Annotated in this window: 14 protein-coding genes and 1 other RNA gene; 5 read left to right on the top strand and 10 right to left on the bottom strand. The window is 56.1% G+C overall.

The window, feature by feature from the left end:
• Positions 1 to 4: 4 nt before the first annotated feature.
• Positions 5 to 1,318: a Xaa-Pro aminopeptidase gene (gene pepP / locus V2S86_RS20440; RefSeq protein WP_330763905.1), complete on the bottom strand. Its 1,314-nt coding sequence runs from the start codon at positions 1,316 to 1,318 to the stop codon at positions 5 to 7.
• 60 nt (positions 1,319 to 1,378) lie between these two features.
• Positions 1,379 to 1,957, bottom strand: a complete 579-nt coding sequence (locus V2S86_RS20435; protein ID WP_330763904.1) for a YecA/YgfB family protein — start codon at positions 1,955 to 1,957, stop codon at positions 1,379 to 1,381.
• Positions 1,958 to 2,276: 319 nt separating this feature from the next.
• On the opposite strand from V2S86_RS20435, the gene zapA reads away from it, so the two are divergent.
• The 3 genes from zapA to V2S86_RS20420 all read left to right on the top strand — a co-directional run bounded on the left by zapA (position 2,277) and on the right by V2S86_RS20420 (position 3,466).
• Positions 2,277 to 2,606, top strand: coding sequence for a cell division protein ZapA (gene zapA / locus V2S86_RS20430; RefSeq protein ID WP_004931621.1), 330 nt, complete (start codon positions 2,277 to 2,279; stop codon positions 2,604 to 2,606).
• Between the two features lie 41 nt (positions 2,607 to 2,647).
• A non-coding RNA gene (gene ssrS, locus V2S86_RS20425) (6S RNA) lies at positions 2,648 to 2,830 on the top strand.
• A 27-nt stretch (positions 2,831 to 2,857) separates the two neighbouring features.
• Entirely contained in the window at positions 2,858 to 3,466 is a 609-nt protein-coding gene (locus tag V2S86_RS20420) for a 5-formyltetrahydrofolate cyclo-ligase (protein ID WP_330763903.1), read from the top strand.
• A 44-nt stretch (positions 3,467 to 3,510) separates the two neighbouring features.
• Here V2S86_RS20420 and serA read toward each other — a convergent pair whose 3' ends face one another.
• Positions 3,511 to 4,749 carry a phosphoglycerate dehydrogenase gene (serA, locus tag V2S86_RS20415; RefSeq protein ID WP_330763902.1) on the bottom strand — a complete coding sequence of 413 codons (1,239 nt, stop codon included), beginning with the start codon at positions 4,747 to 4,749 and terminating at the stop codon, positions 3,511 to 3,513.
• A gap of 326 nt (positions 4,750 to 5,075) precedes the next feature.
• Positions 5,076 to 5,732 (bottom strand): ribose-5-phosphate isomerase RpiA, encoded by a 657-nt coding sequence (rpiA, locus tag V2S86_RS20410; protein WP_330763901.1) that lies wholly within the window; start codon positions 5,730 to 5,732, stop codon positions 5,076 to 5,078.
• Between the two features lie 204 nt (positions 5,733 to 5,936).
• Here rpiA and V2S86_RS20405 point away from each other — a divergent pair, with 204 nt between their 5' ends.
• Positions 5,937 to 6,830: a LysR family transcriptional regulator ArgP gene (locus V2S86_RS20405; RefSeq protein WP_004952519.1), complete on the top strand. Its 894-nt coding sequence runs from the start codon at positions 5,937 to 5,939 to the stop codon at positions 6,828 to 6,830.
• Between the two features lie 50 nt (positions 6,831 to 6,880).
• On the opposite strand, the gene V2S86_RS20400 is transcribed toward V2S86_RS20405, so the two are convergent.
• The 3 genes from V2S86_RS20400 to mscS form a co-directional block, all read right to left on the bottom strand.
• The gene (locus V2S86_RS20400; protein ID WP_006319489.1) at positions 6,881 to 7,612 is read right to left on the bottom strand and encodes an oxidative stress defense protein; all 732 of its coding nucleotides are present in this window, start codon (positions 7,610 to 7,612) and stop codon (positions 6,881 to 6,883) included.
• 110 nt (positions 7,613 to 7,722) lie between these two features.
• Positions 7,723 to 8,340 carry an arginine exporter ArgO gene (argO, locus tag V2S86_RS20395; protein ID WP_330763900.1) on the bottom strand — a complete coding sequence of 206 codons (618 nt, stop codon included), beginning with the start codon at positions 8,338 to 8,340 and terminating at the stop codon, positions 7,723 to 7,725.
• Positions 8,341 to 8,562: 222 nt separating this feature from the next.
• Positions 8,563 to 9,429, bottom strand: a complete 867-nt coding sequence (mscS, locus tag V2S86_RS20390; RefSeq protein ID WP_330763899.1) for a small-conductance mechanosensitive channel MscS — start codon at positions 9,427 to 9,429, stop codon at positions 8,563 to 8,565.
• 215 nt (positions 9,430 to 9,644) lie between these two features.
• Between mscS and V2S86_RS20385 the strand changes: the two genes are divergently transcribed.
• Positions 9,645 to 10,313, top strand: a complete 669-nt coding sequence (locus tag V2S86_RS20385; RefSeq protein ID WP_330763898.1) for a DUF1345 domain-containing protein — start codon at positions 9,645 to 9,647, stop codon at positions 10,311 to 10,313.
• Between the two features lie 53 nt (positions 10,314 to 10,366).
• On the opposite strand, the gene fbaA is transcribed toward V2S86_RS20385, so the two are convergent.
• The 3 genes from fbaA to epd form a co-directional block, all read right to left on the bottom strand.
• Entirely contained in the window at positions 10,367 to 11,446 is a 1,080-nt protein-coding gene (gene fbaA / locus V2S86_RS20380) for a class II fructose-bisphosphate aldolase (protein WP_004952575.1), read from the bottom strand.
• A gap of 116 nt (positions 11,447 to 11,562) precedes the next feature.
• Positions 11,563 to 12,723 carry a phosphoglycerate kinase gene (pgk, locus tag V2S86_RS20375; protein ID WP_330763897.1) on the bottom strand — a complete coding sequence of 387 codons (1,161 nt, stop codon included), beginning with the start codon at positions 12,721 to 12,723 and terminating at the stop codon, positions 11,563 to 11,565.
• A gap of 72 nt (positions 12,724 to 12,795) precedes the next feature.
• A complete protein-coding gene (gene epd / locus V2S86_RS20370) occupies positions 12,796 to 13,812 on the bottom strand; it encodes an erythrose-4-phosphate dehydrogenase (RefSeq protein WP_330763896.1) in 1,017 nt (338 codons plus the stop codon).
• Between the last annotated feature and the right edge of the window lie 112 nt (positions 13,813 to 13,924).

Genomic DNA, 13,924 nt, shown 5'->3' with positions numbered 1-13,924 from the left:
TCGTTTACCTTGCCGCCGCCATCAGCGCTTCAATGGCATCGGCGTCTTTCACCACCCCGGCGGTCAGGTTTTCATTGCCGTCGGCGGTGATCACAATGTCGTCTTCAATGCGAATGCCGATACCGCGATATTGTTCCGGCACGTCGGCGTCCGGTGCAATGTACAAACCCGGTTCGACGGTCAGCACCATGCCCGGCTCCAGTTCGCGATCGCGAGCCGGCGTGACGTAATTGCCGACGTCGTGCACGTCCAGCCCCAGCCAGTGGCCCAGCCCGTGCATGTAGAACTGGCGGTGCGCCTGTTCTGCAATCAGTTGCTCCACGTCGCCTTTCAGGACGCCCAGCTCCACCAACCCGGTAATCATGATGCGCACGACTTCGTCGTTCGCCTCACGGATGCTGGCACCGGGTTTTAACAGCGCCAGAGCCCGCAGCAGCGATTTCAGCACGATGTCGTACAGGGCACGTTGCGGTTTGCTGAATTTACCGTTCACCGGGAAGGTACGGGTGATGTCGCCGGCATAGCCTCTATACTCGCAACCTGCGTCGATCAGCACCAGATCGCCATCGCGCAACTCGCTTTCGTTTTCTGTGTAGTGCAGGATGCAGGCGTTTTCGCCGCCACCGACGATGGTATTGTAGGACGGGTAACGGGCGCCAAGGCGGGTAAACTCATGCAGGATTTCCGCCTCAAGCTGATACTCGAACATCCCGGGGCGACATTTTTCCATCGCGCGGGTATGAGCCAGCGCGCTGATCTCACCGGCACGACGCATCACTGCCAGTTCTTCCGCGGATTTGATCAGGCGCATCTCGTGCAGCCAAGGACGCCAGTCGATGACGGTCGCCGGCGCTTGCAGGTTCTGACGGAAGCCTTTGCGCAGCTTGTCCAGCGCCGAGAACAGGATCTGATCGGCATAGGCGTATTCGCCCTGCGCGTGATAAACCACATCCAGGCCATTGAGCAGCAGGTGCAATTGGTCATTTATTTCATCGAACGGCAGCGCGCGATCCACTCCGAGCTTCGCCGGTGCGGCATCCTGGCCCAGGCGACGACCAAACCAGATTTCCGCCGTCAGATCGCGCACCCGGTTGAACAATACGCTGTGGTTATGCGTTTCGTCGCTCTTCACCAGAATCAACACAGCTTCCGGCTCGTTGAAACCGGTCAAATACCAGAAATCGCTGTTCTGACGGTAGGGATATTCAGTATCTGCACTGCGCGTCGCTTCCGGCGCAGAGAAAATAATTGCCGCGCTGGCCGGAGCCATTTTCGCCAACAGCGCCTGACGGCGGTTGTTGAATTCCTGCTGAGTCATCACCTTCTCCTGAAATCAATCTGCCTGTGCTCACGGCCTTTACGGGCGTGGTATCGGGGTTTAGTGCAAGGTCGGTTTGGCATTCTCCGGCGCCGTCGGCTTGTGGCGGGTAAATTCGGTATGGCACAAAATAGCCGCCACCCGCACATACTCCACCACTTCTTCCAGAGAGTGTTCCAGCTCTTCCTGATCTTCGTCTTCGTCGTAACCCAGTTGGGCGATATTGCGCAGATCGTCGATCGCCTCACCCACTTCGTCTTTCACCTGAGCCAGCTTCGGTTGCATCATCCCCAGCCCGAGCAGGAAATGGTTCACCCACCCGGCCAGCGCGTCGGCGCGTTCGAAGACGGTTACCGTTTCGCCTTCCGGCATCATCAGTTGAAACATGAAGTCGTCGTCTTCCAGCGTTTCACGCGTAATTTCATAAAGTTGCTGGAGCGGCAGACTCAATGCCTGCGGAAAGGCCACGCCTTCGTTAGTCAGATCGTAGACCAGCGTTTGCCAGCCGGCGTCGCGGCTGCCACCGCACAACAGGCCGCTGATCAAGCCGTGCATTTCTGCTGCAGTCAACGCCACCGCTTGCTGGTTGAGAGCAACGGTCAAAGATTGGTAACTTGGAAATGTATTCTGTATAGACATGCGCATTCGTCATCGTTGGCAGGATAAGTTCGTGTTATGCTACCACCAAGGTCCATCGCTGTACCAGATAAGCGCGACACCTCAGTGGCTAGTTATAATCGTGATGCGCCAGAGATCACACAGTGCCGGCAGGGAGCAAAATGACGCTAAATACGCATTTTGAAACCCTTTTTTGACTGGTAATGTCTGTCGCGGTAGATTACAACCAGGTACTGAAAAAGGGGTTGTATCTTGGTACCGAGGTATATATAGTGGCGCCCGCTTTGGTGGCCCGGTAAGGGTAACTGGGGCTGGCGCGAAATTTAGGCAGGAAGGTGGCATGTCTGCACAACCGGTAGATATTCAAATTTTTGGCCGCTCGTTAAGAGTCAATTGCCCGCCAGAACAACAAGATGCGTTGAACATGGCGGCGGACGATCTTAACCAACGGTTGCAAGATCTTAAAGTTCGCACTAGAGTCTCAAATACTGAGCAACTGGTTTTTATCGCGGCATTGAACGTATGTCACGAACTTGCTCAAGAACGGTTGAAAACCCGTGATTATGCGTCCAATATGGAACAACGCATTCGTATGCTGCAACAGACCATTGAACAGGCTTTGCTTGAACAGGGTCGCATCTCTGAACGTCAGGATGCACAATTCGAATAACTTAAATTGCTGAAATCCAAGGTTTCGGCAATGAGTAAAAAATTTCTCTGAGATGTTCGCCAGCGGGCCAGTCCCCTGAGCCGATATTTAGTACCAACAGAATGTGATGATCCGCGATCGGTGTGCATGCTCGGCCCGCCGAGAAGCCTTAAGATTGCGACAGCACGTTCACCTTGAACCATGGGTTCAAGGGTTACAGCCTGCGACGGCATCTCGGAGATTCCCCTTCCTCAGCGGTATGTGTGCTGACTATGTCTTTTCAATCCCAATATGCCCAACAGCGGCAAAATATCCGCAATCAAATCCGTCAGCGCCGTCGCGCCTTAACACCAGAACAACAACATGATTTTGCCTTGCAGATGGCTGAGCGTATCGCTGCCCACCCGCGTATTCTGGCGGCGCAAACCGTTGCGGTCTTCCTGTCGTTTGACGGCGAATTGGATACCGGTCCTCTGATCGAACGGCTATGGCGGCAGGGCTTGCGGGTTTATCTGCCGGTTCTGCACCCGTTCAGCGCCGGCAATCTGCTGTTCCTGCGCTATGCCCCGGATACGCCATTGGTGAGCAACCGCTTCAATATTCTTGAGCCACGGCTCGACGTGCGCAACGTATTACCCGTCGATGAACTCGATGTGGTGCTGACGCCATTGGTCGCTTTCGACAGCGCAGGCCAGCGTTTGGGGATGGGCGGCGGTTTCTACGATCGCACTCTGCAGAATTGGCAGCATGCCGGCCCCTACCCTATAGGGTTGGCGCATGACTGTCAGCAGGTGGACAAGATCCCAACGGAGCATTGGGATATCCCATTACCGGAGATTGTCACCCCATCGCAAAATTGGGCATGGCAAATACCGGAATAGAAAAAGGCCGGATAAATCCGGCCTTTTCGTTAACGCGCGGACACTCAGAACAGCAAGCGGGCGCGAATGGTGCCGGCAATTGCCTTCATGCGCTGCAGTGCGGCATCGGCACGTTCGGTTTCCGCTTCGATATCGATAACCACGTAGCCGATTTCCGGACCGGTTTGCAGGTACTGCGCGGCGATGTTCACCCCTTCTTCAGCGAAGATCTGGTTAATCTGCGTCAGTATGCCAGGGCGATTCTCGTGAATGTGCAACAGGCGGCTGGCATTAGGGCCATGCGCCGGCAGCGACACTTCCGGGAAGTTAACCGCCGACAGGGTCGAACCGTTGTCGGAGTATTTCGCCAGCTTACCCGCCACTTCGTCACCGATGTTCTCCTGCGCTTCCTGAGTGGAGCCGCCGATGTGCGGAGTCAGGATCACGTTGTCGAACTCGCACAGCGGTGAGTTGAACGGCTCGCTGTTGGTCGCAGGCTCTTCCGGGAAGACGTCGATCGCCGCGCCGGCCAAATGTTTGCTGGCCAGCACGTTGCACAGCGCAGGGATATCCACCACGGTGCCGCGCGAGGCGTTGATCAGAATCGAACCCGGCTTCATCAGCGCCAGCTCTTCTGCACCCATCATGTTCTTGGTCGACGGGGTTTCAGGTACGTGCAGCGTCACCACGTCGCTCATATTGAGCAAATCGGACAGGTGCCGAACCTGCTGGGCATTCCCCAACGGCAGCTTGTTCTCGATATCGTAGAAAAACACTTTCATGCCCAGGCCTTCGGCCAGGATACCCAACTGGGTGCCGATATGGCCGTAGCCGATAATCCCCAGCTTCTTGCCGCGCGCTTCGAACGAGCCGACGGCCAGTTTCTGCCACTCGCCACGGTGTGCCTTGGCGTTGGCGGACGGAATGCCGCGCAGCATCAGCAACAGCTCGCCCAGAACCATTTCGGCCACGGATCGGGTATTGGAGAAAGGCGCGTTAAACACCGGAATGCCGCGTTTGGTCGCCGCTTTCAGATCAACCTGGTTAGTGCCGATACAGAAACAACCCACCGCCACCAGTTTTTCTGCGGCAGCGAAAACCTCTTCGGACAGATGCGTACGCGATCGAATGCCGACGAAGTGAGCATCGCGGATGGATGCCTTAAGCGCTTCGGTGTCTAACGCACCTTTATGATATTCAATGTTGGTATACCCGGCGGCAAGCAGATTATCTACCGTGCTCTGATGAACCCCTTCCACCAACAGGAATTTAATCCTGTCTTTCTCCAATGATACTTTTGCCATTTACCCGACCCTATATTCAGACTTCAGAAGCGGCTGTCATAAAACAGCACCTCTCCAACATAACAAAAATAACGCGGGCGGCAATACAAACGATTGCCTGCCCGTCAGTACAAGGCTCAGCGTTACTGGTGGTTTCTGGTAGAAAATGCCAAAGGGAAAGAAATAGACAGAAGCTTTGTGGAGCCAAGACTCACAATGTGACATATGTCACCAAATTTGGCGCTTTTAATAAAAGATATTTTAGCCAGTGAATTATGCGGTCCGGTGGGATCCAAGACCGCATTCAAGATGAAGGCGCACTACACGCGCCTCCGCAGGCAGCGGATTTATTCAACCACCTTCACGCCGTCAGGCGTACCGACCAGCGCCACATCCGCGCCACGGTTGGCGAACAGACCTACGGTCACCACCCCGGCGATGCCGTTGATTTTGTTTTCCAGCGCAATGGCGTCGACGATGCTCAGGTTATGCACATCCAGGATCACGTTGCCGTTGTCCGTCAGCACGTTCTGGCGGTATTCCGGCAGGCCGCCCAACTTCACCAACTCACGCGCCACGTAAGATCGCGCCATCGGGATCACCTCCACCGGCAGTGGGAATTTGCCCAGCACCTCTACCTGCTTGGTAGCGTCGACGATGCAGATAAACTTGCGTGCGATGGCGGCAATGATTTTTTCACGCGTCAGCGCTGCACCGCCGCCTTTGATCATCTGCATCTGGCGGTTGATCTCATCCGCGCCGTCGACGTAAATATCCAGCGAATCCACCTCGTTGCTGTCGAACACATGAATGCCCAGGCTTTTCAGCTTGGCGGTAGAGGCGTCGGAGCTGGACACCGCTCCTTCGATCTGGTGCTTGATAGAGCCAAGCGCGTCAATAAAGTGGGCGGCGGTCGAGCCGGTGCCTACCCCAACGATGGTACCCGGGGTAACGTAATCCAGCGCTGCCCAGCCAACCGCTTTTTTCAGTTCATCCTGCGTCATGATATGTCCATTGCCTCTGTACGAAAACCTGTGCGTATTATAGGGTAAATCGCTATTTTTCACTCCGGCAGGATCACACTTCTTCACCCTAAGCCGCATTTTTAGGCGCGCCGCAGCAAGATAGCCCCGTGATTTTTCCACCTGTAAAACACCAGAAATGTGGCATAGTGCCAGTATCAATCTAATTTAAGGGATATCTTTCCGATGAAACGCCCAGACTATCGAACGCTGCAAGCGCTGGACGCGGTGATCCGTGAGCGCGGCTTCGAACGCGCCGCACAGAAACTTTGCATCACCCAATCGGCGGTATCCCAGCGCATTAAACAGTTGGAAAACCTGTTCGGCCAACCGCTGCTGGTGCGCACCGTGCCGCCGCGCCCGACCGAGCAGGGCCAGAAATTGCTGGCCCTGTTGCACCAGGTGGAACTGCTGGAAGAAGAGTGGTTGGGTAACGACACCGGCGCCGATACGCCGCTGCTGCTGTCGCTGGCGGTCAACGCCGACAGTCTGGCTACCTGGCTGCTGCCGGCACTGAAACCGGTGCTGACCGATTCCCCTATCCGCCTGAACCTGCAGGTGGAAGACGAAACACGTACCCAGGAAAGGCTGCGCCGCGGTGAAGTGGTAGGTGCGGTGAGTATCCAGCCGCAACCGCTGCCAAGCTGTCTGGTGGATCAACTGGGCGCACTGGATTATCTGTTCGTCGCCTCGAAAGGCTTTGCCGAGCGCTATTTCCCGAACGGCGTCACACGTTCTGCGCTGCTGAAAGCGCCTGCGGTGGCGTTCGATCATCTCGACGATATGCACCAGGCTTTCCTGCAACAGAACTTTGATCTGTCGCCGGGCAGCGTGCCCTGCCACATCGTGAACTCGTCGGAAGCCTTCGTGCAACTGGCACGCCAGGGCACCACCTGCTGTATGATCCCGCACCTGCAAATTGAGAAAGAGCTGGAGTCGGGCGAGCTGATCGATCTGACGCCGGGCCTGTTCCAACGCCGCATGCTGTTCTGGCACCGCTTCGCGCCGGAGAGCCGCATGATGCGCAAAGTGACCGACGCCCTGCTGGAGCATGGCCGCCAGGTTTTGCGCCAGGATTAAATGGAAAAGGTTCGCCGTGGCGAACCTTTTTTACTGCAACAAGCCTGCCGTTACTGAGCGGCGTTGCGCTGCAACTCGAACACCACGTCCACCTGATCGTCAAAGTGAATGCTTTGCTGTTCGTAGGTTTGCGCCGCATCGGTTTCCGCCGCCGCACCCGCCGATTTATACATGCGCGCTACCGGCATCGGTTGGTAGTTGGCTACATGGTAACGGATGCTGAAGACCGGCCCCAGCTTGGCGTTAAAGCCTTTCGCCAACGAAGCGGCCTGCTGGGTGGCGTTCTCAATGGCTTTCTGGCGCGCCTGCTCACGGTAAACATCCGGCTTCGCCACGCCCAGTTCAACGGCACGGATCTCGTTCAGGCCGGATTTCAATGCGCCGTCCAGCAGCTCGTTCAGTTTATCCAGTTGGCGTAAGGTCACCTGCACCTGACGTACCGCACGGTAGCCTTTCAATACCGACTCGCCGGTTTTCAGGTAATCATATTCCGGCTGGGTGCGCAGGTTGGCGGCGCTGATGTCTTTCTTCTCGATATTGTTTTTCTGCAGGAAATCGAAATATTGCGCCACGCGCTCATCGACCTGCTTCTTCGCCTGCCCGGCGTCTTTGGAAGAAACGCTGACTTCGATCGCCAGCGTGGCGATATCTGGGGTAGCGTCCACGCTCGAAGTGCCCGAGGTGACCACATGCGGCCCTTCCGGCAACTCCGCCGCCTGCAGCGCCAGAGGTAACGTCCCTAATCCAACCATTGCGGCCATAGCCAATGCTTTAAGCTTCACAGTGTCTCCTTGATGACAGGCTGTAACTGATTACCGGCCTGACAGCCGGTTCCTTGGCATAAAACGTAGCATATCGCGCGGGTTTTTAAATTCGGATTAGTGACAAATTCTTATAAATTTGCCCCCTGCCAGGCCAGTTGCCCTGCGATGGCCCACATCACCAGCCCCACCAGCGTATTGATAATGCGCTGCGCCAGTTGAGTTTTCAGCCACGGCGCCAGCCAGGAAGCCAACAGCGCCAGCCCGAAAAACCAGACGACGGAGGCGCTCACCGCACCCAGCGCAAACCAGGAGCGCACATCTGGCGTCAGTTGGCCGCCCAGACTGCCCAAAACCACAAAGGTATCCAGGTAAACATGCGGGTTCAGCCAGGTCACCGCCAGCATGGTGACCACCAGGCGCCAGCGGCTCTGTTTCAGCTCCTCGGCCGTCGCCAGGGCCAACTGCCGGGTGAAAGCGGTGCGAAATGCGCCCCAGCCGTACCACAGCAGGAACGCCACGCCACCCCAGGTGACAATCGCCAGCAGCAGCGGCGAACGGCTCAGCAAGGCGCTGCCGCCGAAAACGCCGCCACAGATCAGCACGATATCGCTCAATGCGCACAGCGACGCGATCATCAGATGATACTGGCGGCGGATCCCCTGATTCATCACAAAAACGTTTTGCGGACCGAGCGGCAGGATCATCGCGGCACCCAGGGCGAACCCCTGTATAAAGACAGCTAGCATGGTGTTCCTCACAGAGAAAAAAGCGCCGTTCGGGGGGCGCGTGTCGTTCAACACGCGCATCATACGAGGAAGGAATTATTAGGTGAAATTGATATTTCTAATCAGCCATCAGGGATACTAATACTCAGGCCGGGATAATCGCTGTTGCCGCAGACGATAAAAACACGGCAAGAACGCCTATTACTGGCAATAAAAAAACGGGGCCAAAAGGCCCCGATTTGCTTATTCCGCTTTGGCGGCGGCTTGCTCGGTGCGATAGAGATGCACGTCCATCTGCGGGAATGGAATACCGATGTTGTTGGCATCCAGCGCGCGCTTGAAGTTTTCCATCAGATCGAAGTACACATTCCAGTACTCCGCGTTGGTGGTCCAGGAACGGGTCACGAAGTTCAGCGAAGACGGCGCCATTTCGTTCAAGCGCACGGTTACACCCTTGGCATGCATGATGCGCTTATCAGCCGCGATCACATCGCCCAGCACCTTTTTCACTACGTCGATGTCGGCGTTATAGGCCACGCCCACCACGATATCCACGCGGCGATTCGGCTCGCGGGAGTAGTTGATGATGTTGCCGGCAATGATTTTGCCGTTCGGCACCACGATGGTTTTGTTGTCTGCGGTACGCAGAGTGGTAGAGAAAATTTGCACCTGATCGACAGTACCGGCCACACCGCCCAGATCGACATACTCACCCACGCGCAGCGGACGGAAGATCACCAGCAGCACGCCGGCGGCAAAGTTGGACAGCGAGCCTTGCAGCGCCAAACCAACGGCCAAACCGGCGGCACCCAGTACGGCGATCACCGAAGTGGTCTGCACGCCAATGCGCCCCAGCACTGCGATAAAGGTAAACGCCAGCACGCCGTAACGCACGATCGCCGCCAGGAAATCCGCTACCGTGGCGTCAATGCCGCGCAGCTTCATCACGCGGTTTAATGCGTTGCCTATCACGCGGGCAATGATCGAACCGATGATCAGGATAACGATAGCGGCAACGATGTTCACCGCGTACTGGATCAGCAGATCCTGGTTCTTCACCAGCCAGTTACCGGCGCCGTTGATGCCGTCTACTACATTCAAATCTTTCATTCGTGTTGTCCTAACTCTGCCCCTAAAGGGATAAACTCGCAAAAATACACTGACATCAATCGTCAGTTGGAAACCACCGCCTTAGGTTAACCAACATTCGCCCAGCATCCAACCGCAAGCACTAAAAATAGCCGAAACAGCAACGTGTTTAAGGCCATTTCCTCTATGATAAACAAAGCGCTACCCCATTAAGCTACTAAGGAATCCCGCCCCTCATGTACATTCCGTCGTCGATTAAACATTACTGGCAAGTCCGGCCGAGGCTGCTGCTTTCGGTGGGAGCCGGCATCCTGTGCTATCTGCTGCTACCGGCTCAGCTCTCTGAACTGCAACGCCTGATGATTGGCTGGAACGTGCTGGCCTGGCTCTACCTGCTGTTTCTCTGGCGTTTGATGCTGGTGAGCACGCCGCAGCACATCCGCCAGATTGCCCGTTCGCAGGATGAAAGCGCCAGCATGGTGTTGGCGCTGGTCAGCATCGGCTGCCTGGTGAGCATCCTGTCGATTATGTTTGAGCTGGGCACCACCAGGCAGGTCAGTGACTCGCTGAAAACGCTGCATCTGACGCTGACCGGCACCACGTTGGTGGTGTCCTGGCTGCTGCTGCCAACCGCCTTTACCATGCATTACGCCCATCAGTTTTACCGCAAGGGGGCGCAGCAGGATCCGCTGCCGCTGATGTTCCCCGGCAATCTTGCCGAACCAACCTATCTGGACTTCGCCTACTTCTCATTCACCATCGCAGTGGCGTCGCAAACCGCCGATGTGGCGGTCGGCGCGGCGGAGGTACGCAAAATCACCCTGCTGCAATCGGTCATCTCTTTCGTGTTCAATATGGTGATTCTGGGGTTGTCGATTAACGTCGGCGCCGGTCTGTTGAGCTAAAAACGAAAAAGGCTCCCCGAGGGGAGCCTTTATGGCAAAACAGCTAACCGAGATTACAGAACGTCTACTGCGTTCAGATCTTTGAAAGCCTGTTCCAGACGAGTAATCATGGAAGTCTGGGCTGCGCGCAGCCATACGCGCGGATCGTAGTATTTCTTGTTCGGCTGGTCGGCGCCTTTCGGGTTGCCCAACTGGCCCTGCAGGTAAGCTTCGTTCGCTTTGTAGTACTGCAGGATACCGTCCCAGGTTGCCCATTGGGTGTCGGTATCGATGTTCATTTTGATCACGCCGTAGCCTACGGACTCTTTGATCTCTGCGTCGGTAGAACCGGAACCGCCGTGGAACACGAAGTTCAGGCTGTTGTGCGGCAAGTTGAATTTCTTGGACACGTAGTCCTGAGAATCACGCAGGATGGTCGGAGTCAGTTTAACGTTGCCTGGCTTGTACACGCCGTGCACGTTACCGAAGGACGCCGCGATGGTGAAGCGTGGGCTGATGGCGTTCAGTTTTTCGTACGCGTAAGCCACGTCTTCCGGTTGGGTGTACAGAGCGGATGCGTCCATATGGCTGTTGTCCACGCCATCTTCTTCACCGCCGGTGCAGCCCAGTTCGATTTCCAGAGTCATACCCAGCTTCGCCATGCGAGTCAGGTATTTGCTGCAAATCTCGATGTTTTCTTCCAGAGACTCTTCAGACAGGTCGATCATGTGGGAAGAGAACAGTGGCTTGCCGGTAGCGGCGAAGTGCTTCTCGCCCGCGTCCAACAGGCCGTCCAGCCATGGCAGCAGTTTCTTCGCACAGTGGTCGGTGTGCAGAATGACCGGCACGCCATAATGCTCAGCCAACTGGTGAACATGATGTGCACCAGAAATCGCGCCCAGAATCGCTGCGCCCTGCGGAACGTCAGTCTTCACGCCTTTGCCGGCGATAAACGCGGCACCGCCGTTGGAAAACTGAACGATAACCGGAGCACGTACCTTCGCGGCTGTTTCCAGCACGGCGTTGATGGAGTCGGTCCCCACGCAGTTCACTGCTGGCAGCGCAAAGTTGTTCTCTTTAGCTACTGCGAATACTTTCTGAACGTCATCGCCAGTGATGACACCCGGTTTTACGAAATCAAAAATTTTAGACATGTTACTTTGTCCTGTTTCGTCGGCCGTAGATGGATGTAAATCGATTTTTTCATGCCGCGCCGCCTTGGCCGCGCGGTATAAAACAAACGGGCGGCTTTCGCCTCCCGTTGTCTGAATTACTGCTTAGCACGCTCTTCCAGCATCACTACCGCCGGCAATGATTTACCTTCCACGAACTCCAGGAAGGCGCCGCCGCCGGTTGAGATGTAGGAAATCTTGTCAGCAATGCCGAACATGTCGATTGCTGCCAGAGTGTCGCCGCCGCCTGCAATAGAGAAGGCTTCGCTGTCTGCGATAGCGTTCGCGACAATTTCGGTGCCCCGACGGAAGTTAGGGAACTCGAAGACGCCAACCGGGCCATTCCACAGAATGGTTTTGGCATTTTTCAACAGCGCTGCCATTGCATAGGCAGTTTCGTCGCCGAAGTCCATAATCTCTTCGTTATCAGCGATGTCTGAAACGTTTTTCACCGTTGCCACGGCAGTTTCAGAGAACTCTGTGCCCACGCGAGAATCGGTTGGTACTGGAATGCCGTACTGATCGCGCAGACCTTTTGCCGCGGCAACGAAGTCTGGCTCGTACAATGATTTGCCCACGTTGTTTTCGATAGCAACGAAGGTGTTTGCAATGCCGCCGCCGACAATCACGGTATCCGCGATTTTCACCAGTGACTGCAGAACGTCGAACTTGGTAGACACTTTAGAGCCGCCAACGATAGCGACCATTGGGCGAGCCGGGTTACCCAGCGCTTTGCCCAGGGCTTCCAGCTCGGCAGACAGCAGCGGGCCTGCACAGGCAACAGGGGCAAACTTGCCCACGCCGTGAGTCGAAGCCTGCGCGCGGTGCGCGGTGCCGAAAGCGTCCATCACGTATACGTCGCACAGCGCCGCGTACTTCTTGGACAGGGTTTCGTCGTCTTTCTTCTCGCCCTTGTTGAAACGGACGTTTTCCAGCACGACCAGCTCACCTTCTGCAACGTCAACGCCTTCCAGGTAGTCTTTAGCCAGACGTACCGGGCTTTTCAGGTGTTCTTTCAGATAGTTTACAACGGGCAGCAGGGAGAATTCTTCGTTGTATTCGCCTTCGACAGGGCGGCCCAGGTGGGACGTTACCATCACGCGAGCACCTTGTTTCAGCGCAGCTTCAATCGTCGGCAGGGAAGCACGGATACGTGCATCGGAAGTCACTTTACCGTCTTTCACTGGTACGTTCAGATCGGAGCGGATCAGAACGCGTTTACCTGCCAGATCCAGATCGGACATGTTAATTACAGACATGGTGAACCCTCTTGGTTAACTCTCTTTAAAGTTGCCTAAGCGACGCACCGGCAAGCTGCCGATGCCGCCGTACTAGAAACCGCTTGCGGCCATTGCCCGTGTTGTATCCAACATCCGATTGGCAAAGCCCCATTCATTATCGCACCAGACCAAAGTCTTGATCAGGTGCTGCCCACTGACCCGGGTCTGCGTACCGTCGACGATAGCGCTATGCGGATCATGGTTAAAATCAATCGAGACTAATGGTAGTTCCGTATAGTCGACTATACCACGAAAAGATCCCTGTGCGGCCTTTTGCAACAACTGGTTGACCTCTGTCACTTTCACCGCCGAACTGACGCTGACGCTGAGATCGATAGCCGTCACGTTGATGGTCGGCACGCGCACGGAAATCGCTTCGAAACGATCGCAAAACTGCGGAAAAATGCGGGTAATGCCGGCGGCCAACTTGGTGTCGACCGGAATAATCGACTGGCTCGCCGCGCGGGTACGCCGCAAATCCTGGTGATAGGCATCTATCACCGGCTGATCGTTCATCGACGAGTGAATGGTGGTCACCGTGCCGGATTCAATGCTGAAGGCATCGTCCAGCAGTTTGATCACCGGAATAATGCAGTTGGTGGTGCATGACGCGTTGGACACGATACGGTGTTCCGCCAGCAGCGTCTGATGATTGACGCCAAACACGATAGTGGCGTCCAGATCGTTGCCGCCCGGATGGGCGAACAGGACCTTTTTCGCCCCCGCCGCCAGATGGGCCTCGCCATCCGCCCGGCTGCCGAACACGCCGCTGCAATCCAGCACGACGTCGACGCCCAGCTCGCCCCAGGGAAGCCGTTCTACCGCCGGCTGATGCAGCAAACGGATAGTGTCATCCCCGACGGTCAGCATGTCGCATTCCTGGCGGACATCCCAGGCAAAGCGGCCATGGCTGGAGTCGTATTTCAACAGGTGGGCTATACCTTCGGCGTTCGCCAGTTCGTTGATCGCCACCACGGAAATTTCCGCTCTACGTCCCGATTCATACAGTGCGCGTAAAACGCTGCGGCCGATGCGGCCAAAACCGTTTATCGCTATGCGGATGGTCATGCTGCTCCTGAAAAAGGGCCTTCTTCCGCCGGGCGCGTTCACCGGCATCGAGAGGGCACGGGCTGGTTATCTGACTAACCTGCATAGAGTAGTGTATCGCACCGCCTGCTGT

The sequence above is a fragment of the Serratia sp. C2(1) genome, from assembly GCF_036352655.1.
Classification (GTDB): Bacteria; Pseudomonadota; Gammaproteobacteria; order Enterobacterales; family Enterobacteriaceae; genus Serratia; species Serratia inhibens.
The sequence above is the reverse complement of the archived record's forward strand: the minus strand, read 5'-3'. Positions and strand labels throughout refer to the sequence as shown.

Coding starts and splice junctions, on each gene's coding strand:
- V2S86_RS20420 (WP_330763903.1), top strand. CDS start 2,858: ATGTCTTTTCAATCCCAATATGCCCAACAGCGGCAAAATATCCGCAAT.
- serA (WP_330763902.1), bottom strand. CDS start 4,749: ATGGCAAAAGTATCATTGGAGAAAGACAGGATTAAATTCCTGTTGGTG.
- epd (WP_330763896.1), bottom strand. CDS start 13,812: ATGACCATCCGCATAGCGATAAACGGTTTTGGCCGCATCGGCCGCAGC.
- mscS (WP_330763899.1), bottom strand. CDS start 9,429: ATGAAAGATTTGAATGTAGTAGACGGCATCAACGGCGCCGGTAACTGG.
- rpiA (WP_330763901.1), bottom strand. CDS start 5,732: ATGACGCAGGATGAACTGAAAAAAGCGGTTGGCTGGGCAGCGCTGGAT.
- V2S86_RS20435 (WP_330763904.1), bottom strand. CDS start 1,957: ATGTCTATACAGAATACATTTCCAAGTTACCAATCTTTGACCGTTGCT.
- pepP (WP_330763905.1), bottom strand. CDS start 1,318: ATGACTCAGCAGGAATTCAACAACCGCCGTCAGGCGCTGTTGGCGAAA.
- argO (WP_330763900.1), bottom strand. CDS start 8,340: ATGCTAGCTGTCTTTATACAGGGGTTCGCCCTGGGTGCCGCGATGATC.
- V2S86_RS20385 (WP_330763898.1), top strand. CDS start 9,645: ATGTACATTCCGTCGTCGATTAAACATTACTGGCAAGTCCGGCCGAGG.
- zapA (WP_004931621.1), top strand. CDS start 2,277: ATGTCTGCACAACCGGTAGATATTCAAATTTTTGGCCGCTCGTTAAGA.
- V2S86_RS20405 (WP_004952519.1), top strand. CDS start 5,937: ATGAAACGCCCAGACTATCGAACGCTGCAAGCGCTGGACGCGGTGATC.
- fbaA (WP_004952575.1), bottom strand. CDS start 11,446: ATGTCTAAAATTTTTGATTTCGTAAAACCGGGTGTCATCACTGGCGAT.
- pgk (WP_330763897.1), bottom strand. CDS start 12,723: ATGTCTGTAATTAACATGTCCGATCTGGATCTGGCAGGTAAACGCGTT.